The following is a 25,598-nucleotide window of genomic DNA, read 5'->3' on the forward strand; positions in this document are numbered from 1 at the left end:
AAAAGCCATCGAATGGGAAAATAATTGGATGATTGAGTACATATCCGTTTTTTGGGTAACGGCTGCTTAGGGTGCCGCCCTTACGGCGGGTCACTTTTGGAAAAGAGCCCCAACACTCGGTGTGCCCGTAATCCGACAGTGATTTGGGGGGCGCCAAAGATCAAAAACAAAGCCAGAGCCAGAGCAGATTGATATCTACCTGATATAGGAGATCTAAATTGTGGGAGCGGGCTTGCTCGCGAAAGCGGTGGATCAGTTAGCCATGTAATCGCCGACACGCCACCTTCGCGAGCAAGCCCGCTCCCACATTTGAAACTGAGACCGGCTTCCAGAAACCGGTCGGCTACTAGGCCGCCGCGCTTCTGCTTGTGATCTAAGGCGCCCCGTCAAACGCGCAGGCCGAACGCACGCTTTGGAGTGAGGGCACACCGAGCCGAGGCGAGGTGCCGAGTGTTGGGGCGGAACCAATAGCAGCCGTTACCCAAATAATGGATATGCACTCAATCAGCTCTTATGCAACTTGCTCATCAATTGCGCCTCAGCCTGAGTCAACCCACACGACTGCGTCAGCTCATCCACCGTAGCCCCCATCCCCACCAGCTTGGCAGCCTGGGCAAACGAAAGACTCGAAGGATCCCGCTGCTCGATCTGCGCCAGCTTGTCCGGCAACGGCGCAAGAATCGCGCGCAGTTCATGCACCTCATCCCCCACCCTCACCGCACTCTGCTGGTAATGATCGACCCGCTTCACCAACTCAAGCACGCGCCGGTCACGCACAGCATCACGCTCAGCCTGCTGCAACAACCATTCGCGCTGCTGACGCACATAGCGCAACAGAAACGCCAAGGTCCCGGCCCACAACAGGGCCAGGACGATCACCGCAGCTTCAAGGAACAATCAGATGCTCTCCAGTTCCGACCATTCTTCTTCGCTCATCATCTTGTCCAGCTCAACCAGAATCAACAGTTCGTTGTTCTTGTTGCACACGCCCTGGATGAACTTGGCCGATTCCTCGTTGCCCACGTTCGGCGCGGTTTCCACTTCCGATTGGCGCAGGTAGACCACTTCCGCGACGCTGTCGACCATGATCCCGACCACTTGCTTGTCGGCTTCGATGATGACGATACGCGTGTTGTCGCTGACTTCGACCGTGCCCAGGCCAAAACGCTGGCGGGTGTCGATCACCGTCACCACGTTGCCGCGCAGGTTGATGATGCCCAGCACATAGCTTGGCGCACCGGGAACCGGAGCGATCTCGGTGTAGCGCAGCACTTCCTGCACGCGCATCACGTTAATACCGTAGGTTTCGTTGTCCAGTTTGAAGGTAACCCATTGCAGGATCGGATCATCCAAACCTTGTGCGGACGCTGACTTGTTCATATCTCTGACCCCTTCAAATGCCGATGTAGGCGGCGTGTGTACTTCTATTGGCCGCACGCGCGTGCGGCCCTTATTGTCCAATCAACTGCGTTTGTTCACTGGCATCGCCTTAACGGCACCGCTGGCGATCAACTCGGCCAGTTCGGCGACGTCGAGCAACGCGCACATATGTTCGATCACGGTGCCCGCCAGCCAAGGCCGTTGGCCTCGGTGGCTGCGCCATTTGATTTCGTTCGGGTCCAGGCGCAACGAGCGGCTGACTTGATGCACCGCCAACCCCCACTCGTAGCCCTGCACCGAGATCACGTATTGCAAGCCTTGGCGGAAGTCGTCGCGGTAGCGGTCGGGCATCACCCAGCGCGCAGTGTCCAGGACTTTCAGGTTGCCGGCCTGGCTGGGCAGGATGCCAAGAAACCACTCCGGTTGCCCGAACAACGGCGTCAGCTCCTGACCCTCCAGGGAATAGATCGAGCCTAGGCACACCAGCGGAACTGCCAGGGTCAAGCCGGCGACGTCGAACAGCAGGCATTCGAACGGTTCGGCAGCCCAGCTCGGGCGGTCATCACCGGCCACCGGCGGCGGCGTGATGCTCGGCGGCAGGTGCACTTCCACCACTGGCTCGACCACGGCAGGGGCAACCACCACCGGCGCCACCTGCGGTGTCATCGGCACCACGCTTCGCGCATCCCGGGCTTGCTCTTCCAACACCGCCAACTGGAATTCATCCAGTACGGCTTCTGGTTCAACAGCCGGTTCCAGTACCAGGATCGGTTCCGGAAATTCTTGCGCGGTCGCATCCTGCAACAAGGCATCCAGGTAGGATTCCAGTGCCAGTTGCGGCCGGGTCTTGAGTTCTACGGGACGGTTCATCACGCCACCTGCGCCACAAGTTGCTGCGACAGCAGGTGCTTGAGCAACGCACGGTAGGCCAGTACGCCGCGGCTTTTCGAGTCGAATTGCGACGGCGCGAGGCCGGCACGGCTGGCGTCACGCAGGCGCGTGTCCACCGGGATGTAGCCGTTCCAGATGGTGTCCGGGTAGGCATCGCGCAACACGCGCAGGGTGCCGAGGGAGGCCTGGGTACGCCGGTCGAACAAGGTCGGCACGATGCTGAACGGCAGCGCCTGTTTGCGCGAACGGTTGATCATCGCCAGGGTGCTGACCATGCGCTCCAGGCCTTTGACGGCCAAGTGCTCGGTTTGCACCGGGATCACCAACTGCTGGCTCGCCGCCAAGGCATTGACCATCAACACCCCCAGCAACGGCGGGCTGTCGATGATCGCGTAGTCGAAGTCCTGCCACAGTTGCGCCAGGGTCTTGGCGATCACCAGGCCCAACCCGCTCTGCCCCGGCGACTGGCGCTCAAGGGTGGCCAGGGCGGTGCTGGACGGCAGCAGGGAAATGCTTTCGTTACTGGTGGGCAGCAGCAGTTGCCCAGGCAAATCGGCCGGTACGCTGCCTTTGTGCAGGAACAGGTCGTAGTTGCTGTGTTCCAGCGCGTCCGGGTCATAGCCGAAATAGCTGGTCATGGAGCCATGGGGGTCCAGGTCCACCACAACCACGCGCTTGCCCGCCTCGGCCAGCAAGCCGGCTAAGGCGATAGAAGTGGTGGTCTTGCCGACTCCACCTTTTTGATTGGCAACTGCCCAGACTCTCATTCGGTTGGTTCCTCCCGGCAGGCACAGGCGCGACCGAGACATTGCATAGGGTTATTGAGCCGGCGACGGAGAATTGACGGCGCTCTGACGAACCGGCGGTTTTACAGGGGGCGGTGCAGTTTGTGTGCCAGCCCGCTTCAAGGCCGCATCCGGTGTTGCATTGGCGGTGCCGGTGCCAGTCAGGCTGCGACGCACATCCAGGTTGCGCGACACCACCAGCACCACCCGACGGTTCTTCGCGCGGCCCTCTGCCGTCGCGTTATTGGCCACCGGCTGGAACTCGCCATAGCCCACCGACGCCAGGCGTCCAGGGTTTATGCCCTGCATCGCCAACATGCGCACGATGCTTGAAGCGCGCGCCGAGGACAGCTCCCAGTTGGTCGGGTACTGCGCGGTGCTGATCGGGAAATTGTCGGTGAAGCCTTCGACATGGATCGGGTTTTCAAACGGCTTGAGGATCGCCGCCACCTTGTCGATGATGGTAAACGCTTGATCGCTCGGCAACGCGTCGGCGCTGGCAAACAGCAGGCTGGAATTGAGCTCGATCTCCACCCACAACTCGTTGCCGCGCACGGTCATCTGGTTGGAACTGATCAGGTCGCCAAACGCTGCGCTGATGTCATCGGCGATGCTTTTCAGCGGATCACTGGTGCCACCCACCCCGGCAGCGGTTTCATCGCTGTCGTTGACCAGCGGCTTGGCCGGGGTCACGGTCTTGGGTCGCTCCTCGCCGATGGGAATGGCCTTGAGCGAGCGGTCGGCGTCGTTGAACACGCCGATCAAGGCCTGGGAAATGACCTTGTACTTGCCTTCGTTGATCGACGAGATGGAGTACATCACCACGAAAAAGGCGAACAGCAGGGTAATGAAGTCCGCGTAGGACACCAGCCACCGCTCATGGTTGACGTGTTCTTCAGGCTCGCGACGGCGACGGCTCACAATGCATACCTCCCATCAATCCATGAAGCCCTGGAGCTTCAATTCGATGGAGCGCGGGTTCTCGCCCTCGGCAATCGACAAAATACCTTCCAACAACATTTCGCGGTAACGCGACTGGCGCATGGCGATCGACTTGAGTTTGCTCGCCACCGGCAACAACACCAGGTTGGCACTGGCCACGCCGTAGATGGTGGCGACAAACGCCACGGCAATACCGCTGCCCAGTTGCGAAGGGTCGGCCAGGTTGCCCATCACGTGGATCAGGCCCATCACCGCACCGATGATGCCGATGGTCGGCGCATAACCGCCCATGCTTTCAAAGACTTTGGCGGCGTTGATGTCGCGGCTTTCCTGGGTATAAAAATCCACTTCCAGGATGCTGCGGATCGCTTCCGGCTCGGCCCCGTCCACCAGCAATTGCAGGCCTTTGCGCGCGTAGCTGTCCGGCTCGGCATCGGCCACGCCTTCCAGCCCCAGCAGGCCTTCCTTGCGCGCGGTGAGACTCCAGTTGACTACACGGTCGATGCCGCCCGGCAGGTCGACACGTGGCGGGAAGATGATCCACACCAGAATCTGCATGGCACGCTTGAACGAGCTCAGGGGCGATTGCAACAACGCAGCACCCACGGTGCCACCGATCACGATCAGCGCCGCCGGGCCGTTGGCCAGGGCGCCGAGGTGGCCGCCTTCAAGGTAGTTGCCGCCAATGATCGCGACAAACGCCATGATGATGCCGATCAGGCTCAGGACATCCATCAGAGGCAGGCCTCCACCAGATGCTTGCCGATGTCGTCCAGGCTGTAGACAGCGTCAGCCAGGTCGGCCTTGACGATGGCCATGGGCATGCCGTAGATCACGCAGCTGGCTTCGTCCTGGGCCCAGATGGCGCTGCCGCCTTGCTTGAGCAGGCGCGCGCCTTCACGGCCGTCGGCGCCCATGCCGGTAAGCACCACCGCCAGAACTTTGTCGCCGTAGGACTTGGCCGCCGATCCGAAGGTGATATCCACGCATGGCTTGTAGTTCAGACGCTCGTCACCCGGCAGGATTTTGATCGCGCCGCGGCCGTCCACCATCATCTGCTTGCCACCCGGCGCCAGCAGCGCCAGACCCGGACGCAGGATGTCGCCATCCTCGGCTTCCTTGACGCTGATGCGGCACAGTTTGTCCAGGCGCTCGGCAAAGGCCTTGGTGAACGCAGCGGGCATGTGCTGGATCAGCACGATCGGCGCCGGGAAGTTGGCCGGCAACTGGGTCAATACGCGTTGCAGGGCAACCGGGCCGCCCGTGGACGTACCGATGGCGACCAGCTTATAGGCTTTGCGCTTGGGTGCAGGCGAATACGCCGCCGCAGGTGCAGCCGTACGTACCGGCGGCGCCGCAGGCCGTGCAACCGGCGCAGGCGCCGGGCGACTATACGAAGAACTGGTGGGAGCAGCAGGCGCAGCAACGGGTGCTGGCGCAGGCGCACTGAACAGGCTACGACGGTTACTGCGCGAAATGCTGTGCACCTTCTCGCACAGCATCTGCTTGACCTTCTCGGGGTTGCGCGAGATGTCTTCGAAATTCTTCGGCAGAAAATCCACCGCGCCGGCGTCCAGCGCATCCAGGGTGACCCGGGCGCCTTCGTGAGTCAGCGAGGAGAACATCAACACCGGGGTCGGGCAACGTTGCATGATGTGCCGGACTGCCGTGATGCCATCCATCATCGGCATCTCGTAGTCCATGGTGATCACGTCCGGTTTCAACGCAATGGCTTGATCAATCGCCTCTTTGCCGTTGGTGGCCGTGCCGACCACCTGGATGCTTGGATCGGCGGAAAGAATTTCCGAGACGCGGCGACGGAAGAAACCCGAATCGTCCACCACCAGGACCTTGACTGCCATAAACACTCCGTTAGGCGGGGCGGGCACTACCGCCCTGCCCCACCAGAATCAAATACGCCGAGCGGCGTAACGCTTGAGCATGCTCGGAACATCGAGAATCAGCGCGATCCGGCCGTCACCGGTAATGGTCGCACCCGACATGCCCGGGGTTCCCTGCAGCATTTTGCCCAAAGGCTTGATGACCACTTCTTCCTGGCCCACCAGTTGATCGACCACGAAGCCGATGCGCTGGGTGCCCACCGAAAGAATCACCACATGGCCTTCGCGCTGCTCTTCATGCTTGGCCGATGCCACCAGCCAGCGCTTGAGGTAGAACAGTGGCAATGCCTTGTCGCGCACGATCACCACTTCCTGGCCGTCCACCACATTGGTGCGCGACAGGTCGAGGTGGAAGATCTCGTTGACGTTGACCAGCGGGAAAGCGAAGGCCTGGTTGCCCAGCATCACCATCAGGGTTGGCATGATCGCCAAGGTCAACGGCACCTTGATGACGATCTTCGAGCCCTGGCCCTTGGTCGAGTAGATGTTGATCGAGCCGTTGAGCTGGCTGATCTTGGTCTTCACCACGTCCATGCCGACGCCACGGCCGGACACGTCGGAAATCTCGGTCTTGGTCGAGAAGCCCGGGGCGAAGATCAGGTTGTAGCACTCGCTATCGGTCAGGCGGTCGGCGGCGTCCTTGTCCATCACGCCACGCTTGACCGCGATATTGCGCAATATCGCCGGGTCCATGCCCTTGCCGTCGTCAGTGATCGACAACAGGATGTGGTCGCCCTCTTGCTCCGCCGCCAGGATCACTTTGCCGTTGCGGGACTTGCCCGAGGCTTCGCGTTCTTCCGGGGTTTCCACGCCGTGGTCGACAGCGTTGCGCACCAAGTGGACCAGCGGGTCGGCCAGGGCCTCGACAAGGTTCTTGTCGAGGTCGGTTTCTTCACCCACCAGTTCCAGGTTGATTTCTTTCTTCAACTGGCGTGCCAGGTCACGAACCAGGCGCGGGAAGCGGCCGAAGACTTTCTTGATCGGCTGCATCCGGGTTTTCATCACGGCGGTCTGCAGGTCGGCGGTCACCACGTCGAGGTTCGACACGGCCTTTTGCATGGCTTCATCGCCGCTGCTCAGGCCCAGGCGCACCAGGCGGTTACGCACCAGTACCAGTTCGCCGACCATGTTCATGATGTCGTCCAGGCGTGCGGTATCAACGCGCACGGTGGTTTCGGCTTCACTGGCGGGTTTATCGGCAACCGGTGCGGCGGCGGCACGTGCCGGAGCAGGTGCGGCAGCCGGCGCAGGTTTGGCCGCTGGTGCAGGGGCAGGCGCTGCAGCTTTGGCGGCAACCGGAGCAGCCGTGGCAACCGTCGCCGCTGGGGCCACTTCGCTGAACTTGCCCTTGCCGTGCAGTTCGTCCAGCAGCGATTCGAACTCATGATCGGAGATCAGGCCGTCGCCGGCCGGTGCTGCACTGGCCGCGGCAGGCGCTGCGGCCGTGGCGGCGACTTCCGGCAAGGCGTCGGCCACGAAGGTGCCCTTGCCGTGCAGTTGGTCGAGCAACGCTTCGAATTCGTCGTCGGTGATATCGGTGTTGGCATTGGCGGTCGGTGCTGCCGGCGCTTCCGACACAGCGGCAGGTGTCACGGCGTCGGCCGCGAACTGGCCTTTGCCATGCAACTGGTCAAGCAGGGATTCGAACTCAGCGTCAGTGATGTCTTCGCTGGTTGGCGCGGCAACAGCCGCAGCCGGTGCTTCTGCCTCGGCCTTCACGGCACTGAGGGAGTTAAGCAACTGCTCGAATTCGCTGTCGGTCACATCCGGCTCGGCCTCAGCCACTGGCTCGGGTGCTGCTTCTGCTACCGGCGCAGCCGACAGGTCGGCGGGCTCCGCATAACGTGCCAGCGCAGCCAACAGTTCCGGAGTGGCCGCGGTGATCGGGGCACGTTCGCGGACTTCGCTGAACATGCCGTTGACCGCATCCAGTGCTTCGAGAATCACGTCCATCAATTCCGAATCAACGTGACGCTCACCCTTGCGCAGGATGTCGAACACGTTCTCGGCAATGTGGCAGCATTCCACCAGCTCATGGAGCTGGAGGAAGCCGGCGCCCCCTTTTACAGTGTGAAAACCGCGAAAAATTGCATTGAGCAGGTTCGCATCATCCGGTCGGCTTTCCAGCTCGACCAGTTGCTCGGACAACTGCTCTAAAATTTCGCCGGCCTCTACAAGGAAATCCTGAAGGATTTCTTCATCGGCGCCGAAGCTCATGTGGGTGCTCCTTAGAAGCCTAAACTGGATAACAGGTCATCAACATCATCTTGACCCGATACAACGTCTTCACGTTTATCGGCATGAATCTGCGGACCTTCACCCTTGGCGAGATGTTTTTTTGGATCTTTTTCCGAGAGGATCGCTTCGCGGTCATGTTCAATGCCGGCAAAACGGTCAACCTGGCCTGCCATAAGCACCAATTTGAGCAAGTTGCTTTCCACTTCGGTGACCAACTGGGTCACACGCTTGATCACCTGACCGGTGAGGTCCTGGTAATCCTGGGCGAGCAGAATGTCGTTGAGGTTGCTGGAAACCGTGCGGTTTTCCTGCTCGCTGCGTGACAAGAACCCTTCGACCCGACGCGCCAACTCACGAAACTCTTCAGCGCCGACTTCGCGGCGCATGAAACGGCCCCAGTCGTTGCTCAGGGCCTGGGCTTCGTTGGCCATACCGTTGACCAGAGGCGTGGCGTTTTCCACCAGGTCCATGGTGCGGTTGGCCGCTGCCTCAGTCAGCCTGACCACATAGGACAGGCGTTCGGTGGCATCAGTGATCTGCGAGATTTCCTCAGCCTGGGGCATGTGTGGGTCAATCTGGAAATTGACGATCGCACTGTGCAGCTCGCGTGTGAGCTTGCCCACTTCCTGGTACAGGCCGCGATCACGGGTCTGGTTGAGCTCATGGATCAACTGCACCGCGTCGCCGAACTGACCTTTTTCAAGGCTTTCGACCAACTGGTGAGCATGCTTTTTCAGGGTCGACTCGAAGTCGGCCTGCGATGATTCTTTATGCTCCATAGCTCCCCCGTGGCAGCATCAATGACCGATGCGGTCGAAGATTTTTTCAATCTTCTCTTTCAAGGCCAATGCAGTGAATGGCTTGACCACGTAACCGTTTACCCCAGCTTGGGCGGCTTCGATGATCTGCTCACGCTTGGCTTCGGCGGTCACCATCAGCACAGGCAGGCCGCGCAGCTTTTCGTCAGCACGTACGTGGCGCAGCAAGTCGATACCGGTCATGCCCGGCATGTTCCAGTCCGTTACCAGAAAGTCGATGCTCCCGCTGTTGAGGATCGGAATGGCCGTAATGCCGTCATCCGCCTCGACCGTGTTAGTGAACCCAAGGTCACGCAACAGGTTTTTTATGATCCGCCGCATCGTTGAGAAGTCATCAACGATGAGGATTTTCATGTTCTTGTCCAATTCGACCTCCAAGCAGTCTTAAACGCGCCCAGCACCTGGACGCGCCATTTCAATCAACAGGCATTACACAAAAAGGACTGCCGAGGGCACCACGGGTCGAACCCGCGAAGGCTGGTCGCCCTCACGGTCTCGTCTGCAGTGTCCCCACACTGCCTGTCAGCGCGCTCGCCACTCTCCCAAACGCCCCCGCAAGCGGGCTGCGCACTGGCTGTGCAACTGGCTGACCCGCGACTCGCTGACCCCCAGGACCTCACCGATTTCCTTGAGGTTCAGCTCTTCGTCGTAGTACAACGCCAACACCAGTCGCTCACGCTCCGGCAAATTGGCAATCGCGTCCGCCAACGCCCCCTGGAAACGCTCATCTTCCAGGTCACGCGATGGCTCCATATGAGCGCTCGCGCCGTCCTCGTGCAGCCCTTCGTGTTCGCCGTCCTGCAACAGGTCGTCGAAACTGAACAGGCGGCTGCCCAAGGTATCGTTCAAAATCCCGTAGTAATCGTCGAGACTCAATTGGAGTTCGGCCGCAACTTCGTGATCTTTAGCGTCGCGACCGGTTTTTGCTTCAATTGCGCGAATTGCGTCACTGACCATGCGCGTATTGCGATGCACCGAACGCGGCGCCCAGTCACCTTTACGCACCTCATCAAGCATCGCGCCACGGATACGGATCCCCGCATACGTCTCGAAACTCGCGCCCTTGCTCGCGTCATATTTGGTCGACACTTCGAGCAGGCCGATCATGCCCGCCTGGATCAGGTCTTCGACCTGGACGCTGGCCGGCAGGCGTGCCAGCAGGTGGTAGGCAATGCGCTTGACCAAGGGCGCGTAGCGCTCGATCAACTCGCCCTGACTGTCACGGGCAGACCTCTTGTAAGCGTTGTAGCCAGTCGCTGTCATAGCACGGGTCCTGCGCTCGTCTGATGCACCAATCGCTCGACGAAAAACTCCAGATGCCCCCGTGGGTTGGCGGGCAACGGCCAGGTATCGACCTTCTGGGCAATAGCCTTGAACGCCAATGCGCACTTGGAACGAGGGAACGCTTCGTAGACTGCACGCTGCTTTTGCACAGCCTTGCGCACACACTCGTCGTAGGGCACTGCGCCGACGTATTGTAAGGCGACATCGAGGAAACGATCCGTGACCTTGGTCAACTTGGCGAACAGGTTGCGCCCTTCCTGCGGGCTCTGGGCCATGTTGGCCAAGACGCGGAAGCGGTTCATGCCGTAGTCACGGTTAAGCAGTTTGATCAGGGCGTAGGCGTCGGTGATCGAGGTGGGTTCGTCGCAGACCACCAGCAACACTTCCTGCGCGGCGCGCACGAAGCTGACCACGGACTCGCCGATCCCGGCGGCGGTGTCAATCACCAGCACGTCGAGGTTATCGCCGATATCACTGAACGCCTGGATGAGGCCGGCATGCTGCGCCGGGCTCAGGTGCACCATGCTCTGGGTGCCCGAGGCAGCCGGCACGATGCGGATGCCACCGGGGCCCTGCAGCAGCACATCGCGCAGCTCGCAGCGGCCCTCGATCACATCGGCAAGGGTATGTTTGGGCGTCAGCCCCAGCAGAACGTCGACGTTCGCCAGGCCCAGGTCAGCATCCAACAGCATGACGCGACGGCCAAGCTCTGCCAGGGCCAGGGACAAATTCACTGACACGTTAGTTTTCCCGACGCCACCTTTGCCGCCGGTCACCGCGATCACCTGTACGGGATGCATGCTGCCCATTTTATTTCTTTACCTTGTCTTGCTTAGACGCAGGCTACATGGCTTGGCCGCGTGAATCGCTTGCAGACCATCGATGTAGGTACATTTCACGGTGTTCATCCTGCCCTCAACCGACCCGTTTTGCCGGGTTGTGATAAAGGTCGGCGAACATATCAGCCATCGCTTCCTCGCTAGGCTCTTCTTGCATTTGCACGCTGACTGCACGGCTGACCAACTGATGACGGCGCGGTAGATGCAGATCATCGGGGATCCGCGGCCCGTCGGTCAGGTAAGCGACCGGCAATTCATGACTGATGGCCAGGCTCAGCACCTCGCCCAGGCTCGCGGTTTCGTCGAGCTTGGTGAGGATGCAACCGGCCAGGCCGCAGCGTTTGTAGCTGTGATACGCAGCGGTAAGAACCTGTTTCTGGCTGGTGGTTGCAAGCACCAGGTAGTTTTTCGATTTGATGCCACGTCCGGCCAGGCTTTCAAGCTGCATGCGCAATGCCGGGTCGCTGGCTTGCAGGCCGGCGGTATCGATCAATACCACGCGTTTGCGCAACAGCGGGTCGAGGGCGTTGGCCAGGGACTGGCCCGGGTCGACGTGAGTCACCGATACATTGAGAATACGGCCCAGCGTCTTGAGCTGCTCCTGGGCACCAATACGGTAGCTGTCCATGCTCACCAGCGCGATATTCTGTGCGCCGTATTTGAGTACGTAACGGGCCGCCAGCTTGGCCAGGGTGGTGGTCTTGCCCATGCCGGCAGGGCCGACCATGGCGATCACACCGCCCTCTTCCAATGGTTCGATTTCCGGGGTGACAATCATCCGTGCCAGGTGGGCCAGCAACATGCGCCAAGCCTGGCGAGGCTCTTCGATTTCGGTGGTCAAGGCCAGCAGGTCGCGGGACAACGGGCCGGACAAGCCGATACGTTGCAGGCGCCGCCACAGGTTGGCCTGTTGCGGCTTGCTGCCTTGCAGCTGGTTCCAGGCCAACGAGCCAAGCTGCACTTCCAGCAGCTCACGCAGGCCATTGAGTTCAAAGCGCATCGAGTCGAACACCCGCTGGTCAACCGCAGGCGCCGGAGCAGGCGCAGAAGGACGTGGCGGTTCTTTGAAGGTCGGCTCGACCAGCGGCTCGGAAGCGGTCAGCGGCAGGCCGGCGAACAACTGGCGATTAGTGGTGGCATCGCTGTCGCCGCGCATGCTCAGTTCCGCCTGGGCCGAGACAATGCGTGAAGCAGTCTTGCGCAGCTCGTCTTCGAGCTCCATGTTCGGCACACGCGGCGCCAGGGCCTGGGGGGTGTAATCCAGGGCAGCCGTCAGCTCGACACCGCCGGCAATACGACGGTTTCCGATAATCGCGGCGTCAGCGCCCAGCTCATCACGAACCAGTTTCATGGCCTGACGCATATCGGCGGCGAAAAAACGCTTCACTTGCATAACCCACTACCCTCAGCCATTGGGGCCTACTGTCGCGACGATAGTCACTTGCTTGTTGTCAGGAATTTCCTGATAAGCCAAAACGTGCAAATTCGGTACTGCCAGGCGTCCAAACCGCGACAACATCGCCCGGACGGGGCCTGCCACCAGCAGAATCACCGGTTGGCCCTGCATTTCCTGGCGCTGTGCGGCGTCGATCAACGAACGCTGCAGCTTCTCAGCCATGCTTGGCTCCAGCAGAACGCCCTCTTCCTGGCCTTGTCCTGCCTTCTGAATACTATTGAGCAATATTTGTTCCAACCTTGGTTCCAAGGTGATCACAGGCAGCTCGGAGTCAAGCCCTACAATGCTTTGGACGATTGCACGCGACAATCCGACGCGCACCGCGGCCACCAGGGCGGCAGTATCTTGACTCTTGGCGGCATTGTTGGCGATGGCCTCGGCAATGCTGCGGATGTCCCGTACCGGCACCTGTTCGGCCAGCAACGCCTGCAACACCTTGAGCAACTGCGACAGCGACAGCACACCCGGCACCAGCTCTTCGGCCAGTTTCGGCGACGCTTTGGCCAGCAAACCCATCAATTGCTGGACTTCCTCATGGCCAATCAGCTCATGGGAGTGCTTGTACAGGATCTGGTTGAGGTGGGTGGCGACCACGGTGCTGGCGTCCACCACGGTGTAGCCGAGGGATTGTGCCTGGCTGCGCTGGCTGATTTCGATCCACACCGCGTCCAGGCCAAAAGCCGGATCTTTGGCGGTAATACCGTTGAGGCTGCCGAACACCTGCCCTGGGTTGATCGCCAGTTCGCGGTCTGGGTAGATCTCGGCTTCGGCCAGGATCACGCCCATGAGGGTCAGGCGATAGGCACTTGGAGCCAGGTCGAGGTTGTCGCGAATGTGCACGGTGGGCATCAAAAAGCCCAGGTCCTGGGACAGCTTCTTGCGCACGCCCTTGATCCGCGCGAGCAATTGGCCGCCCTGGTTGCGGTCCACCAGCGGGATCAGGCGGTAGCCGACTTCCAGGCCGATCATGTCGATCGGGGTCACGTCATCCCAGCCCAGCTCCTTGGTTTCCTGAGCGCGGGCCGGGGATGGCAGCAGTTCCTGCTGGCGCGCGATCTCTTGCTGGGCCTGGACCTTGACCGCATTCTGCTTTTTCCAGAACAGGTAAGCACCGCCAGCCGCCATGGCTGCCATGCTCAGGAACGACACGTGGGGCATGCCCGGTACAATACCCATGATCGCCATGATGCCCGCCGCCACGGCCAAGGCCTTGGGCGAGGCAAACATCTGCCGGCTGATCTGCTTGCCCATGTCTTCGGAGCCCGAAGCACGAGTCACCATGATCGCCGCAGCTGTAGATAACAACAGTGATGGCAATTGCGCCACTAAACCGTCACCGATGGTCAGCAGGGCGTACACCTTGCCCGCATCGCCGAAGGTCATGCCGTGCTGGAAGATACCCACGGCCATACCGCCGATGAGGTTGATGAACAGAATCAGCAGGCCGGCGATGGCATCACCGCGCACGAACTTGCTGGCACCGTCCATGGAACCGTAGAACTCGGCTTCCTGGGCCACTTCCAGGCGGCGCGACTTGGCTTGGTTCTGGTCGATCAGGCCGGCGTTGAGGTCAGCGTCGATCGCCATCTGCTTGCCGGGCATCGCATCGAGGGTAAACCGCGCGCTCACCTCGGAAATCCGCCCGGCGCCCTTGGTTACTACCACGAAGTTGATGATCATCAGGATCGCGAACACCACGATACCGACCACGTAGTTACCGCCGATCACCACCTCACCGAAGGCCTGGATCACCTTACCGGCGGCAGCGTGACCGTCCTGACCGTGGAGCATGACCACACGGGTGGACGCGACGTTGAGCGCCAGTCGCAGCAGGGTCGCCACCAGCAGAATGGTCGGAAATACGGCGAAATCCAAGGGCCGCAGGGCGTACACGCAGACCAGCAGTACCACGACGGAAAGGGCAATGTTGAAGGTGAAGAACACGTCCAGCAGGAACGGCGGCATCGGCAACATCATCATTGCCAGCATCACCAGCAACAACAACGGCACACCCAGATTGCCTCGCGAGAGGTCAGTCAGGGTCGTCCGGGCCGTGCCGAGCATTTGAGAGCGATCCACCACCGGTATTCCTCGTTTCCTTGAAGCAAAGTTTTGACGCGGTCAGACGTCTTGCAGGTGGTATTGCAAGAAGCCTTCCAACTTTTGTTTTCCCGGTTACATCGCTTTCGGCTTGAGCGTTGACGAGCTCACAAGCAACCGCCCCCCCCCCCCAAAAAAAAGTGTAAATCGATTCAAATGTGGGAGCGGGCTTGCTCGCGAAGGCGGAGGGTCAGCCAGCACATCTGGCGACTGATCGTCAGCATTCGCGAGCAAGCCCGCTCCCACATTTTGGATTTGTGTCCGCCTGCTGCTACAGCGGAAATGTCCGACAAGGTGTTGAGGCGGCCCCTGGGAAAGCCGCTAACTAGTCTCCGTACACCCAGTCGACGCTTTTTTAGCGCCTACTGAAACAATCATGAAGTTCATAGGACGCGGACGTTTTCAGCCTGAGCACCTTTGGCGCCTTGGGTAACTTCGAACTCTACTTTTTGCCCCTCTTCAAGGGTCTTGAAACCGTCGCTCTTGATGGCCGAATAGTGGACAAAAACATCAGCGCTGCCATCGTCAGGGGTAATAAACCCAAACCCCTTCTCCGCGTTAAACCATTTCACCGTGCCTGTTGCCATTACCGTTGTCCTCACATCTCATTCAAGGACGTGCGGGACAACTGTGGCGTCTAACGCATACACGCCACAGGGTCGGTGGATCATGCGAAATTCCACTTGCTGGCCCACGGCAAGCCAAATGCAGCGTGAACCGAAGAGATCCACTTGCACGTCGTCCTCACCTTCCAGGGCAATCCAACCTTTCCCTGTCTTGCGGTCATAAGATTTGACTGTGCCTCTGAACACCTTCAAAACCACCTCTCCCTGCATCTTGTTTACCGCCTGCGCGCAGTGCTGGTTGTAGTAGAACTGCGAGACGCAGAGGATGACTACTGTCAAAGTTGACAGGTAGACGGGCGATCAGGAGGAATGGTAAGGCGGAGCCGATCAGGAATCGCGGCGCAGGTCCGGCGGGATTGGCAGATCCTTGAGCGGGTCAGGCCGCTTGCCCTTGCCCGCGCGGTACTGGCGGATCTGATAGACATACGCCAGCACCTGGGCCACGGCCAGGTAGAGTCCGGCCGGGATTTCCTGGTCCAGGTCAGTGGAATAGAAGATCGACCGCGCCAGTTCCGGCGATTCCAGCAGCAGGATGTCATTGGCCACGGCGATTTCGCGGATTTTCAGCGCGGTAAAGTCGCTGCCCTTGGCCAGCAGCATCGGCGCGCCACCCTTCTCCGGGTCGTACTTGAGGGCTACCGCATAGTGGGTCGGGTTGGTGATGACCACGTCGGCGTCGGGCACCGCGGCCATCATCTTGCGCTGGGACATTTCGCGCTGCAGCTGGCGAATACGCTGTTTGACCTCTGGGCGACCTTCCTGGTCCTTGTGCTCGTCGCGCACTTCCTGCTTGGTCATCAGCAATTTCTTGTGGCTTTCCCACAGCTGGATCGGCGCATCCACGGCAGCAATGATGATCAGCCCGGCGGCCATCCACAACGCGCTCCACCCCACCACTTGCACGCTGTGGATGATTGCCGACTCCAGCGGTTCATGGGCGATGCGCAGCAGGTCGTCGATGTCGGACGACAACACCATCAGCGCCACAAACAGGATCAGAATGAATTTGGCCAGGGCCTTGAGCAACTCCACCAGGGCCTTGGTGGAAAACATGCGCTTGAGCCCCGCAGCAGGGTTCATCCGACTGAACTTGGGCGCCATGCTGCCGGCGGCGAACAGCCAGCCACCCAGGGCGACCGGGCCGATCAGTGCAGCCAGCAGCAAGGTGATCAGAATCGGTTGTACCGCCAGGATCGCGATCTTGCCCGAGTGCAGCAGGTATTGGCCCATGGCATCGGGATTGAGCAACACGTCGCGGGGCAAAGTGAAGTTGTGCTTCATCAACTCCATCAGGTCCAGCGCCAGGCCGCCACCGTAGATCAGCAAGGCGCCGGCACCCGCCATCATGGTGGCAACGGTATTCAGCTCTTTGGAGCGCGCAATCTCGCCCTTTTCCCTGGAGTCTTTTTTGCGTTTCTCCGTGGGGTCTTCTGTTTTGTCCTGACCACTCTCGCTCTCGGCCATGGCTCAGCGCGCCCGTGCCAGATCACGTAAGAACTGCAAGGCGTCGGTCGCCAGCGGTTGATACTGATTGAGAATGTCGGCCAGGCCGACCCAGAAAATCCCCATGCCCAATACCAGGGTCAACGGGAAGCCAATCGAGAAGATGTTCAATTGCGGCGCTGCACGGGTCATCACGCCGAACGCGATGTTGACCACCAGCAACGCGGTAATCGCCGGCAACACCAGCAACAGCGACGCGCCGAATACCCAACCCAGGCGTCCGACGACCTCCCAGAAGTGATTGACCACCAACCCCGACCCTACCGGCAAGGTGGTGAAGCTTTCGGTCATCACCTCGAACGCCACCAGATGGCCATTCATCGCCAGGAACAGCAAGGTCACCAGCATGGTCAGGAATTGACCGATTACCGCCGCCGACACACCGTTAGTAGGGTCGACCATGGAGGCGAAGCCCATGCCCATCTGGATCGAGATGATTTGGCCGGCCACCACAAAGGCCTGGAAAAACAGCGTCAGGGAAAAGCCCATCAGCGCGCCGATCAGGATCTGCTCGGCAATCAACAGCAACGCACTGAGATCGATGGCATTGACCGGCGGCATCGGCGGTAAGCCCGGCACGATCACCACGGTAATCGCCACCGCAAAGTACAGGCGCACGCGGCGTGGTACGAGGGTGGTACCAAACACCGGCATGGCCATCAACATCGCCGTCACCCGGAACATTGGCAGGATGAAAGACGCCACCCAGGTGCTGATCTGGGTGTCGGTCAACGCCAGCAACGACTGCATCAGGTCAGCCGATCAACTGCGGAATACTGCCGTACAACTGCAGGATGTATTCCATGAATGTCTGCACCAGCCAAGGGCCGGCCACGATCAGGGTAACCAGCATCACCAGCAGACGCGGCAAAAAGCTCAAGGTCTGTTCGTTGATCTGGGTCGCGGCCTGGAACATCGCCACCAGCAGGCCCACCAACAGGCTTGGCACTACCAGCACGGCGACCATCACGGTGGTCAGCCACAGCGCTTCACGGAACAGGTCGACAGCTACTTCTGGCGTCATCGCGCTATACCCCGCCGAAACTGCCGGCCAGGGTGCCGATAATCAGCGCCCAGCCGTCCACCAGCACAAACAGCATGATCTTGAACGGCAACGAAATGATCAGCGGCGACAGCATCATCATACCCATGGCCATCAGCACGCTCGCCACCACCAGGTCGATGATCAGGAACGGGATGAAGATCATGAAACCGATCTGGAATGCGGTCTTCAATTCCGACGTGACGAACGCCGGCACCAGGATCGTCAGCGGCGCCTGATCCGGCGTAGCGATGTCGGTCCGCTTGGACAGGCGCATGAACAGTTCAAGGTCGCTGGAGCGGGTCTGCGACAGCATAAAGTCCTTGATCGGGCCCTGGGCCTTGTCGATTGCGTCCTGGGCGGTCATTTTTTCCGCCAGGTAAGGTTGCAGGGCTTGCTGGTTCACCTTGTCGAACACCGGCGCCATGATGAACAGCGTCAGGAACAGGGCCATGCCGGTGAGGATCTGGTTCGACGGCGTCTGCTGCAGGCCCAGGGCCTGGCGCAGGATCGAGAACACGATGATGATCCGCGTGAAGCTGGTCATCAGCATGACGAACGCCGGGATAAAGCTCAGCGCCGTCATGATCAGCAGGATCTGCAGGCTGACCGAGTATTCCTGCGCGCCGGTCGCGTTGGTCCCCAGCGTAATCGCCGGGATCGACAACGGGTCGGCGCCAAACGCCAATGGCGCCGCCAGCAACAGCATGAGCGTCAATAAAACGCGCATTACTTCTTATCCTTCTGATCCTTGCCCAGCAATTCCATCAGGCGCTGGGCGAATTCTGGCGTGGCGGGCGGGTTCTGATCCACGCTCACCGGGGTCTTGAGCACATGCAGCGGGGTAATGCGACCGGGTGTGATGCCCAGCAGGATCTGCTCCTCGCCCACTTGCACCAGCACCAGCCGATCACGCGGGCCGAGGGCGCGGGAACCGATCATCTCGATCACCTGGCCGTTGCCCGGCCCCACGCGCTGCACGCGGCGCAGCAACCACGCCAGTGCGAAGATCAAACCCACCACCAGCAACAGGCCCAGCACCAACTGGGTCAATTGCCCGCCGATACCGCTGCTTACCACCGGCGCAGCCGCGGCGGTCGCGTGCGCGGCCGGTTCAGCCGCCAGGGCGCTCAATGGCAGCGCCAGAAACAGTCCCGCCATCGAATACTTCATATCAGCGCAACTTCTTGATGCGTTCGCTCGGGCTGATCACGTCGGTCAGGCGGATGCCGAACTTCTCGTTGACCACCACCACTTCTCCGTGGGCAATCAGGGTGCCGTTGACCAGCACGTCCAGCGGTTCGCCGGCCAAGCGGTCCAACTCGATCACCGAGCCCTGGTTGAGTTGCAGCAGGTTGCGAATGTTGATTTCGGTGCTGCCGACTTCCATGGAGATCGACACCGGGATGTCGAGGATCACATCCAGGTTCGGGCCGTCGAGGGTCACCGGTTCGTTGTTTTTCGGCACGCTGCCGAATTCTTCCATCGGCAGGCGGTTGCCGGCCGGCGCGGTGGCGGCGTCAGCGGCCAGCAGCGCGTCAATGTCGTCCTGGCCGACATCGCCGGTTTCTTCCAAGGCTGCCGCCCATTCGTCAGCCAGGGCCTGGTCTTCGGCGGAAGTGTTTTCGTGTTCGGTAGCCATTACATGTCCTCGGCGGAGCAAACATTCATAAATTAATTAGGGCGAATCAGCGACGGTTGATCGGCTCGACCACTTGCAGTGCCAGGTTGCCCTTGTGGGAACCGAGCTTGACCTTGAACGACGGCACGCCGTTGGCGCGCATGATCATTTCTTCCGGCAATTCGACGGGGATGATGTCCCCCGGCTGCATGTGCAAAATATCGCGCAGGCGCAATTGGCGACGGGCCACGGTGGCGCTCAGTGGAACGTCGACGTCCAGCAGGTCTTCGCGCAGAGCCTTGACCCAGCGTTCGTCCTGGTCGTCCAGGTCGGACTGGAAACCGGCGTCGAGCATCTCGCGCACCGGCTCGATCATCGAGTAAGGCATGGTCACGTGCAGGTCGCCGCCACCGCCATCGAGTTCGATGTGGAAGGTCGACACCACGATGGCTTCGCTGGGTCCGACGATGTTGGCCATGGCCGGGTTCACTTCCGAGTTGATGTACTCGAAATTGACTTCCATGATCGCCTGCCAGGCTTCTTTCAAGTCGATGAAAGCCTGTTCCAGCACCATGCGCACCACACGCAGTTCGGTAGGCGTGAACTCACGCCCTTCGATCTTGGCGTGACGGCCGTCGCCACCGAAGAAGTTGTCCACCAGCTTGAACACCAGTTTGGCATCGAGGATGAACAGCGCGGTGCCGCGCAGCGGCTTGATCTTGACCAGGTTGAGGCTGGTGGGCACGTACAGCGAGTGCACGTACTCGCCGAACTTCATCACCTGCACGCCGCCCACCGCCACGTCCGCCGAACGGCGCAGCATGTTGAACATGCTGATGCGGGTGTAACGGGCGAAACGTTCGTTGATCATCTCCAGGGTCGGCATGCGCCCACGGACGATACGATCCTGGCTGGTGAGGTCATAACTTTTGACGCTGCCGGGCTCGGCAGCCATTTCGGTCTGTACCAGACCATCGTCGACGCCATGCAGCAGCGCGTCGATTTCATCCTGGGACAGCAGGTCTTGCACGGCCATGTCGTGATCCTACTGCAATACGAAGTTAGTGAAGAGCGCCTGCTCGACCACGACTTTGCCGAGTTCCTTCTGGGCCACTTCCTGCACGCTGGCCGTGACCTTCTGGCGCAGCATTTCCTGGCCCACCGGGGTGGCAAGTGTGTCGAAGGCCTGACTGGAGAACAGCATCACCAGGTTGTTGCGGATCACTGGCATGTGCACCTTGAGGGCGTCCAGGTCCGACTGGTTGCGGGCGAGCAACGTGATGCTCACCTGCAGGTAACGCTGACGACCGTTCTGATTGAAGTTGGCGACAAAGGCCGGAAGCATCGGCTCGAAGATTGCCGGTTGCTTGACGTTACTGGCGGTTTCGGCAGCGGGTGCCGGCTTGCTGGCATTGCTGTGCATAATGTACCAAGTGCCGCCGACCGAGGCGCCGATGGCCAGGAGCAGGCCCACGACTATCAACAGGATAAGCTTGAGCTTACCTTTGCCTGCGGGTGCTTTTGCTGCGTCGTCGCTCTTCGCCATGCCAATAATCCGTCACTATTCGGGAATTCATAGATCTACGGAAAGGCAAGAGCAAGTGTTATGCCAGAGTTGTCTGGTGGATTTGGAAGAGGGCTACGATATTGGCCATGGAACAGGTCCCATGCGGGAGCGGGCTTGCTCGCGAAAGCAATAGGTCAGTCGACTGATTCAGCGACTGATACACCGCTTTCGCGAGCAAGCCCGCTCCCACATTTGGGCCTGTGCAGGGCTCGAGTCAGGCGTAGTAATCGACGGCGCTGGAGCCGATTACGGTTGAGGTGACCGGCGCCACGGCTTCAGCCACATCAATGTGGCTACCACTGTCGCTGTTATCACCACCGCGCCCGCCGCTGCCGCTCACGCCACGGGTCTGGGCCTGTTGCTGCTGTTGCTCCTGGCCACGGGACTGGTCGGACACGTTCACATCCACTTGGCCCATGCCCTGCTGGGCGAACATCTCCCGCAAACGGCCGGACTGGCTTTCCAACGCCTCACGTACCACCGGATGGGCGCTCATGAAGTTGACCTGGGCCTGCTGGTCGGCGGTCATGTTGACCTTGATGTCCAGGCGACCGAGTTCAGCCGGCTGCAACTGGATCTCCGCCGACTTGAGGTTGGCGCTGGACAGGTACATCACGCGGTTGACGATTTCGTCGGTCCAGCCGCTCTGGTGCATGGCCAATGGCGCATTGGTCACCGGCGGCAAAGCGTTGGCGGTCTTCGGCGTGGCGGCTTGCGTCAACGCGGCCAGACGGTTGGCGAAGTCATCGACACGGGTGTCGCTGCTGGCGTTCTTCAGGTCCTTGAGACCGTCGTCGATCAGCCCGCTGAAAGCCTTGTCACCGCCCTGGTCAGTGCTGTCCTTGGTGGCTTGCTGGTCGACCATAGTGGCCAGGCCTGCGGCAAAGTTCTGTGCGGCGGTGGGTTGATCCTGAGTCGGTGCCGAAGCGGTTTTTGCCTGGGCCTGACTGCTGGCCGACACGTGACCGCCCTGCTCCATCGCCAGGCGCACGGCGGGCATGGCGTCCAAGGGATCGGCCTCTGGATCGAAGGCCGGCTTGGCCTCCTCAGTCGCAGCGACCGGCGCCGCCACCACCGGCAGGGCTTTTTCATCCTTGTTGGTGACAGGCGCTGGGGTTTCAACCGGCACCGGCACGGCCACCGGGGTGACGGTGGCAATCAATGCAGGGTCGACGACCGGGTCCACCGGGGGCTGCTGCACCAGGGACGGGTCGGCGGGCGCGTCGTCATCCTTGCTGGCACTGTCGTCGGTGTTGGCCGGAGGGGTGGCAGGCAAGGGTTTGCCGCTATCGGCAACGGCTGGTGTGCTGGCGGCAGGCTTGTCGTTGCCCGCTGCCGGCTTGGCGCTGGCGTCGGAAGGCTTGCCTGCGGTGGATTTGGGCGCGTTGTCGTCGGCCTTGGCCGTGGGCTTGGAACCCTGGCTGGCAAACACTTGAGCGAAGCCAGGGCCCTTGTCCCGTGGGTCCGCTGCCACTGCCGGTGGGTTGGCGGTGGGCGCTTGAGGCTTGGCCGCGGGGGCAGCCTGAAGGAGCGAATTCGGGGCGACTGGCATAGGTAAAGGTCTCCACTGCATAGGGGTCGGGGATGCAGTATCTGGAGGTAGAGCAAGAGTTGGGCCAGGTTGGTATATCGACCGAGTAAATATCCATTTTCTCGGTAAAGGCCGCTTAGGGTTTCGCGCTTACAGCGACTCAAACCCCAAACCGCTGCCGCTCCGACTCATACATCGGCTTAACCAACGCAAACTCATGATCAATCTGATCCACGAGCGCCCCCAAATCCGTAGTGGATTCAACCGACTCAACCTCCAGCCGCTGACACAACTGCGCCAACCGCACCGCCCCAAGGTTACCGCTACTCCCCTTGAAACTATGCGCAATCCGCCCCAACGCCTTCGCATCATCCCGCGCCTTGCGCAGCGCCTCGACGCGCTTCTGGGAATCATCGAGAAAGGTATCAAGCAACTTCGGATACTCGCCTTCCATGACTTCCTGCAAACCCGACAACACCGCCGGGTCCAGATGTAGATCAACCACTTGCTCGCTCCTTGATCAAGAATCGGCGGATTATGCCAGAGCCTCCCAGGAAAACTCCACGCACACACTGCGCCCACCATCCGACCAGCCTACCTCGCTGCTCAACTGCCGTACCAGACTCAAGCCACGGCCAGACAGACGGTCGATATCCAGCGGCCGCGCCAGCACCTGCTCCACATCAAACCCCGAACCGCTGTCTTCAATGCGCAGGGTCATCTTCCCACCTGCCCCGATCGGCACCACCTGCACATGCACCCGTATATACCCGCTATTGAGTTGCGCGAGGCGGTCATTACGCTGACGGTAATACTCGGCAAACCCTTGGGCGTCACGCTTGAGCCGAGAGTCCAGACCCAAGACGCCGTGCTCCAGGGCATTGGAATACAGCTCCGCCATCACGCTGTAGAGCGCCCCACTTTGCTCACGCAACCCATGAATCTCCAACAACAGTTGCAGCAGATACGGCAACGGGTTGTAACGCTTCAAGGTCTCGGCGCGAAACTCGAAACTCACCGACCAATCCAGCGGACACGACTGCCCGCTGTCCGCATACAACGGCCCCGTGGCGCGCAGTTGCTGGTCAGGCTGCAAGGTGATTTCCACCATGCTCACGTCATCGCGCACTTCACCGCGAAACGCCGCCAGGGCCTGCTCGATGTCTTCAAATAAACGATCAGGCTCGCGATTGGCGGCAAACACCTGTTGCAAGCGTTCGGCGCCGAACAGTTGATCGTTGGCATCGGCGGTATCCAACACCCCATCAGACAGCAGGAACACCCGGTCACCCAGGGCCATGGGCCAGACTTCAGTACGATCATCAAAGGCTTGCGCCGACAGTACCCCCAACGGCAAGTGCCGCGATTCCAGCGGCGTGCGCCGGCCGGTGGCGATTTCATGCCTGTAGCCTTCGGGCATGCCGCCGTTCCATACCTCCACCACCCGTCGCTGCGTGCTCAGACACAACAGGGTGGCGCAGCAGAACATGTCCACCGGCAGGATGCGTTTGAGTTTGGCGTTCATCTCCCGCAGGGTCTGCGCGAGGCCATAGCCTTTGGCGGTCATGCCATAGAACACTTCTGCCAGAGGCATGGCCCCCACCGCTGCCGGCAGGCCATGGCCGGTGAAGTCGCCGAGCAGCACGTGCATATCACCGGACGGCGTGTAGGCCGCCAACAACAGGTCACCGTTGAACAGCGCATAGGGCGATTGCAGGTAGCGAATATTCGGCGCGGCATTGATACAGCCCGAATGCGCGACCTTATCGAACACCGCCTTGGCCACTCGCTGCTCATGCAGGAGATAGTCGTGATGCTTGGCGATCAGGTCGCGCTGCTGCAAGACCGTCGCCTGCAACCGACGCAGGCGGTCCATGGCGTTGATCTTCGCCGCGAGAATAAGCTGGTTGTAGGGTTTGGGCAGGAAGTCATCACCGCCGGCATCCAGGCACTGGGCCAGCGCTTCGCTCTCGCGCAGGGAGGTGAGGAAAATCAGCGGCACCAACTCTTCACCCGCCAACTGCTTGATCCGCCGTGCCGCCTCAAAGCCGTCCATCACCGGCATCAGGGCATCCATCAACACCAGTTGCGGGCGCTCACGGGTAAACACGTCGACCGCTTCAGCGCCATTGGTGGCCGTGAGCACCTGGTGACCTTGGCGTCGCACGATGGTCGACAGCAACAGCAAATCGGCGGCGCTGTCTTCGGCGATCAGGATCGTCAGCGGTTCAAGGACCGGGGCCAGGGCGCTCAACTGATGTCGAACAGCTTGTCGAAGTTGGAGATGGCGAGGATCTTGCGCACGTCTGAGTTGCTATTGACCACCCTGACCTCGGACTGGTCGCCACCCGCGTGGTCACGCAGGAGCAGGAGCATGCCCAAGGCCGAACTGTCCATGTAGGTGGTTTCCTTCAAGTCGACGACGTACGACTCGGGAACCTTGTAAAACCGTTCGTAGGCATCACGAAACGTCTGGTGACTGCCGAAATCGAACCGGCCCTTGACCACGATCGTTAACTTCTTCCCATCCAGGGATACGTCTGACTCGACTGACATGCGACTGCTTCCTTGTCATTGGCAATGACACAAGGTTTAGCAGGAGAAGGCGCCATGGGCAACTGTCAATAGACGTCTTTGCGCGGCATGCGTTGGGAGAGTTCGTCGAGCAGCTTCTGTTCACGCTTGTCTTCGATGGCCCGCGCCTCGTCGATATAGCGCTGCACCAGCTTGCGCAGGCCTTCGACCCGGGCAAACGCGGCTTGCCAGCTTTCGCGGGCTTTATCGAGGTTGTTCTGGTGCCACGCCAGGCTCTGGCGCTGCTGGCCGACAGCCGTTTCCAGTTGGTTGAGAAAGCCCTGGTAGCCCATCAGCCATTGGCCGGACACACCTTTGGCGCCACGCTCGATCCACTGTTGCTGGTATTCGCCCCGAAAGCGCTCCAGGTCGCCCAGCTTGCTCTCGGCCAAGCGCACCTGCCCCTGGAAGTAACCCAGGCGCTGCACGGCGGTTTTCTCGGCCTTTTCGGCCATGTCCACCACCGGAGCCAGGCGTGCGGCGCGGCTGTTGGCCATGGC

Annotated in this window: 28 protein-coding genes; all 28 read right to left on the reverse strand. The window is 60.6% G+C overall.

The window, feature by feature from the left end:
* Positions 1-504: 504 nt before the first annotated feature.
* Positions 505-897, reverse strand: a complete 393-nt coding sequence (locus PF1751_RS19650) for a DUF2802 domain-containing protein (RefSeq protein WP_010208786.1) — start codon at positions 895-897, stop codon at positions 505-507.
* Positions 898-1,380, reverse strand: coding sequence for a chemotaxis protein CheW (locus PF1751_RS19655; protein WP_010208785.1), 483 nt, complete (start codon positions 1,378-1,380; stop codon positions 898-900).
* A gap of 81 nt (positions 1,381-1,461) precedes the next feature.
* Positions 1,462-2,250, reverse strand: a complete 789-nt coding sequence (locus PF1751_RS19660; RefSeq protein ID WP_010208784.1) for a CheW domain-containing protein — start codon at positions 2,248-2,250, stop codon at positions 1,462-1,464.
* Positions 2,250-3,038: a ParA family protein gene (locus tag PF1751_RS19665; protein WP_010208781.1), complete on the reverse strand. Its 789-nt coding sequence runs from the start codon at positions 3,036-3,038 to the stop codon at positions 2,250-2,252. The genes PF1751_RS19660 and PF1751_RS19665 overlap by 1 nt, the downstream gene beginning before the upstream one ends.
* Positions 3,039-3,089: 51 nt before the next feature.
* On the reverse strand, positions 3,090-3,977 hold the full coding sequence (motD, locus tag PF1751_RS19670; RefSeq protein ID WP_010208779.1) for a flagellar motor protein MotD: 888 nt from the start codon (positions 3,975-3,977) through the stop codon (positions 3,090-3,092).
* Positions 3,978-3,992: 15 nt separating this feature from the next.
* Entirely contained in the window at positions 3,993-4,733 is a 741-nt protein-coding gene (locus PF1751_RS19675; protein WP_010208778.1) for a flagellar motor protein, read from the reverse strand.
* On the reverse strand, positions 4,733-5,860 hold the full coding sequence (locus PF1751_RS19680) for a protein-glutamate methylesterase/protein-glutamine glutaminase (RefSeq protein ID WP_010208774.1): 1,128 nt from the start codon (positions 5,858-5,860) through the stop codon (positions 4,733-4,735). The genes PF1751_RS19675 and PF1751_RS19680 overlap by 1 nt, the downstream gene beginning before the upstream one ends.
* A 48-nt stretch (positions 5,861-5,908) precedes the next feature.
* A complete protein-coding gene (locus PF1751_RS19685; protein WP_010208773.1) occupies positions 5,909-8,116 on the reverse strand; it encodes a chemotaxis protein CheA in 2,208 nt (735 codons plus the stop codon).
* Positions 8,117-8,127: 11 nt separating this feature from the next.
* A complete protein-coding gene (locus PF1751_RS19690; RefSeq protein WP_010208772.1) occupies positions 8,128-8,916 on the reverse strand; it encodes a protein phosphatase CheZ in 789 nt (262 codons plus the stop codon).
* 18 nt (positions 8,917-8,934) lie between these two features.
* The gene (locus PF1751_RS19695) at positions 8,935-9,309 is read right to left on the reverse strand and encodes a chemotaxis response regulator CheY (RefSeq protein WP_162098512.1); all 375 of its coding nucleotides are present in this window, start codon (positions 9,307-9,309) and stop codon (positions 8,935-8,937) included.
* Positions 9,310-9,477: 168 nt separating this feature from the next.
* Positions 9,478-10,218, reverse strand: coding sequence for an RNA polymerase sigma factor FliA (fliA, locus tag PF1751_RS19700; protein WP_010208770.1), 741 nt, complete (start codon positions 10,216-10,218; stop codon positions 9,478-9,480).
* The gene (gene fleN, locus PF1751_RS19705) at positions 10,215-11,048 is read right to left on the reverse strand and encodes a flagellar synthesis regulator FleN (RefSeq protein ID WP_003192912.1); all 834 of its coding nucleotides are present in this window, start codon (positions 11,046-11,048) and stop codon (positions 10,215-10,217) included. The genes fliA and fleN overlap by 4 nt, the downstream gene beginning before the upstream one ends.
* Positions 11,049-11,154: 106 nt before the next feature.
* The gene (gene flhF, locus PF1751_RS19710) at positions 11,155-12,471 is read right to left on the reverse strand and encodes a flagellar biosynthesis GTPase FlhF (protein ID WP_044287601.1); all 1,317 of its coding nucleotides are present in this window, start codon (positions 12,469-12,471) and stop codon (positions 11,155-11,157) included.
* Positions 12,472-12,483: 12 nt separating this feature from the next.
* Complete coding sequence (flhA, locus tag PF1751_RS19715; RefSeq protein WP_197999020.1) at positions 12,484-14,598, reverse strand: flagellar biosynthesis protein FlhA; 2,115 nt, start codon at positions 14,596-14,598, stop codon at positions 12,484-12,486.
* 419 nt (positions 14,599-15,017) lie between these two features.
* Positions 15,018-15,221: a transcription antiterminator/RNA stability regulator CspE gene (cspE, locus tag PF1751_RS19720; RefSeq protein WP_010208766.1), complete on the reverse strand. Its 204-nt coding sequence runs from the start codon at positions 15,219-15,221 to the stop codon at positions 15,018-15,020.
* A gap of 366 nt (positions 15,222-15,587) precedes the next feature.
* Positions 15,588-16,724 carry a flagellar biosynthesis protein FlhB gene (gene flhB, locus PF1751_RS19730; protein ID WP_010208764.1) on the reverse strand — a complete coding sequence of 379 codons (1,137 nt, stop codon included), beginning with the start codon at positions 16,722-16,724 and terminating at the stop codon, positions 15,588-15,590.
* A 3-nt stretch (positions 16,725-16,727) separates the two neighbouring features.
* Complete coding sequence (gene fliR, locus PF1751_RS19735; protein ID WP_021490834.1) at positions 16,728-17,513, reverse strand: flagellar biosynthetic protein FliR; 786 nt, start codon at positions 17,511-17,513, stop codon at positions 16,728-16,730.
* Between the two features lie 4 nt (positions 17,514-17,517).
* Positions 17,518-17,787 (reverse strand): flagellar biosynthesis protein FliQ, encoded by a 270-nt coding sequence (fliQ, locus tag PF1751_RS19740; RefSeq protein ID WP_010208761.1) that lies wholly within the window; start codon positions 17,785-17,787, stop codon positions 17,518-17,520.
* Positions 17,788-17,791: 4 nt separating this feature from the next.
* On the reverse strand, positions 17,792-18,535 hold the full coding sequence (fliP, locus tag PF1751_RS19745; RefSeq protein WP_010208759.1) for a flagellar type III secretion system pore protein FliP: 744 nt from the start codon (positions 18,533-18,535) through the stop codon (positions 17,792-17,794).
* On the reverse strand, positions 18,535-18,978 hold the full coding sequence (gene fliO / locus PF1751_RS19750; RefSeq protein ID WP_010208758.1) for a flagellar biosynthetic protein FliO: 444 nt from the start codon (positions 18,976-18,978) through the stop codon (positions 18,535-18,537). Before fliO ends, fliP begins: the two co-directional genes overlap by 1 nt.
* A 1-nt stretch (position 18,979) precedes the next feature.
* Positions 18,980-19,447 carry a flagellar motor switch protein FliN gene (gene fliN, locus PF1751_RS19755; protein WP_010208756.1) on the reverse strand — a complete coding sequence of 156 codons (468 nt, stop codon included), beginning with the start codon at positions 19,445-19,447 and terminating at the stop codon, positions 18,980-18,982.
* 46 nt (positions 19,448-19,493) lie between these two features.
* Positions 19,494-20,462 carry a flagellar motor switch protein FliM gene (fliM, locus tag PF1751_RS19760; RefSeq protein ID WP_010208755.1) on the reverse strand — a complete coding sequence of 323 codons (969 nt, stop codon included), beginning with the start codon at positions 20,460-20,462 and terminating at the stop codon, positions 19,494-19,496.
* A 9-nt stretch (positions 20,463-20,471) separates the two neighbouring features.
* Positions 20,472-20,972, reverse strand: a complete 501-nt coding sequence (gene fliL, locus PF1751_RS19765; protein ID WP_010208753.1) for a flagellar basal body-associated protein FliL — start codon at positions 20,970-20,972, stop codon at positions 20,472-20,474.
* 235 nt (positions 20,973-21,207) lie between these two features.
* Positions 21,208-22,545 carry a flagellar hook-length control protein FliK gene (locus PF1751_RS19770; RefSeq protein ID WP_021490836.1) on the reverse strand — a complete coding sequence of 446 codons (1,338 nt, stop codon included), beginning with the start codon at positions 22,543-22,545 and terminating at the stop codon, positions 21,208-21,210.
* Between the two features lie 139 nt (positions 22,546-22,684).
* A complete protein-coding gene (locus PF1751_RS19775) occupies positions 22,685-23,029 on the reverse strand; it encodes an Hpt domain-containing protein (RefSeq protein WP_010208750.1) in 345 nt (114 codons plus the stop codon).
* Positions 23,030-23,059: 30 nt separating this feature from the next.
* Positions 23,060-24,778, reverse strand: coding sequence for an ATP-binding SpoIIE family protein phosphatase (locus PF1751_RS19780; RefSeq protein WP_044287602.1), 1,719 nt, complete (start codon positions 24,776-24,778; stop codon positions 23,060-23,062).
* Positions 24,775-25,080, reverse strand: coding sequence for an STAS domain-containing protein (locus PF1751_RS19785; protein ID WP_010208748.1), 306 nt, complete (start codon positions 25,078-25,080; stop codon positions 24,775-24,777). The genes PF1751_RS19780 and PF1751_RS19785 overlap by 4 nt, the downstream gene beginning before the upstream one ends.
* A gap of 65 nt (positions 25,081-25,145) precedes the next feature.
* Positions 25,146-25,595 (reverse strand): flagellar export protein FliJ, encoded by a 450-nt coding sequence (gene fliJ, locus PF1751_RS19790; protein WP_010208747.1) that lies wholly within the window; start codon positions 25,593-25,595, stop codon positions 25,146-25,148.
* Positions 25,596-25,598 lie beyond the last annotated feature (3 nt).

Source organism: Pseudomonas simiae, from assembly GCF_000934565.1.
Lineage (GTDB): Bacteria > Pseudomonadota > Gammaproteobacteria > Pseudomonadales > Pseudomonadaceae > Aquipseudomonas > Aquipseudomonas simiae.

Bases quoted from the DNA above. Each gene is read 5' to 3' on its own strand.
- flhB (WP_010208764.1), bottom strand. From the start codon at position 16,724: ATGGCCGAGAGCGAGAGTGGTCAGGACAAAACAGAAGACCCCACGGAG.
- flhA (WP_197999020.1), bottom strand. From the start codon at position 14,598: ATGCTCGGCACGGCCCGGACGACCCTGACTGACCTCTCGCGAGGCAAT.
- PF1751_RS19665 (WP_010208781.1), bottom strand. From the start codon at position 3,038: ATGAGAGTCTGGGCAGTTGCCAATCAAAAAGGTGGAGTCGGCAAGACC.
- PF1751_RS19680 (WP_010208774.1), bottom strand. From the start codon at position 5,860: ATGGCAGTCAAGGTCCTGGTGGTGGACGATTCGGGTTTCTTCCGTCGC.
- fliL (WP_010208753.1), bottom strand. From the start codon at position 20,972: ATGGCGAAGAGCGACGACGCAGCAAAAGCACCCGCAGGCAAAGGTAAG.
- fliN (WP_010208756.1), bottom strand. From the start codon at position 19,447: ATGGCTACCGAACACGAAAACACTTCCGCCGAAGACCAGGCCCTGGCT.
- fliA (WP_010208770.1), bottom strand. From the start codon at position 10,218: ATGACAGCGACTGGCTACAACGCTTACAAGAGGTCTGCCCGTGACAGT.
- fliP (WP_010208759.1), bottom strand. From the start codon at position 18,535: ATGCGCGTTTTATTGACGCTCATGCTGTTGCTGGCGGCGCCATTGGCG.
- PF1751_RS19675 (WP_010208778.1), bottom strand. From the start codon at position 4,733: ATGGATGTCCTGAGCCTGATCGGCATCATCATGGCGTTTGTCGCGATC.
- fleN (WP_003192912.1), bottom strand. From the start codon at position 11,048: ATGGGCAGCATGCATCCCGTACAGGTGATCGCGGTGACCGGCGGCAAA.
- flhF (WP_044287601.1), bottom strand. From the start codon at position 12,471: ATGCAAGTGAAGCGTTTTTTCGCCGCCGATATGCGTCAGGCCATGAAA.
- fliJ (WP_010208747.1), bottom strand. From the start codon at position 25,595: ATGGCCAACAGCCGCGCCGCACGCCTGGCTCCGGTGGTGGACATGGCC.
- fliM (WP_010208755.1), bottom strand. From the start codon at position 20,462: ATGGCCGTGCAAGACCTGCTGTCCCAGGATGAAATCGACGCGCTGCTG.
- PF1751_RS19785 (WP_010208748.1), bottom strand. From the start codon at position 25,080: ATGTCAGTCGAGTCAGACGTATCCCTGGATGGGAAGAAGTTAACGATC.
- PF1751_RS19695 (WP_162098512.1), bottom strand. From the start codon at position 9,309: ATGAAAATCCTCATCGTTGATGACTTCTCAACGATGCGGCGGATCATA.
- PF1751_RS19655 (WP_010208785.1), bottom strand. From the start codon at position 1,380: ATGAACAAGTCAGCGTCCGCACAAGGTTTGGATGATCCGATCCTGCAA.
- cspE (WP_010208766.1), bottom strand. From the start codon at position 15,221: ATGGCAACAGGCACGGTGAAATGGTTTAACGCGGAGAAGGGGTTTGGG.
- PF1751_RS19770 (WP_021490836.1), bottom strand. From the start codon at position 22,545: ATGCCAGTCGCCCCGAATTCGCTCCTTCAGGCTGCCCCCGCGGCCAAG.
- PF1751_RS19660 (WP_010208784.1), bottom strand. From the start codon at position 2,250: ATGAACCGTCCCGTAGAACTCAAGACCCGGCCGCAACTGGCACTGGAA.
- fliO (WP_010208758.1), bottom strand. From the start codon at position 18,978: ATGAAGTATTCGATGGCGGGACTGTTTCTGGCGCTGCCATTGAGCGCC.
- fliQ (WP_010208761.1), bottom strand. From the start codon at position 17,787: ATGACGCCAGAAGTAGCTGTCGACCTGTTCCGTGAAGCGCTGTGGCTG.
- PF1751_RS19690 (WP_010208772.1), bottom strand. From the start codon at position 8,916: ATGGAGCATAAAGAATCATCGCAGGCCGACTTCGAGTCGACCCTGAAA.
- fliR (WP_021490834.1), bottom strand. From the start codon at position 17,513: ATGCAGTCGTTGCTGGCGTTGACCGACACCCAGATCAGCACCTGGGTG.
- PF1751_RS19685 (WP_010208773.1), bottom strand. From the start codon at position 8,116: ATGAGCTTCGGCGCCGATGAAGAAATCCTTCAGGATTTCCTTGTAGAG.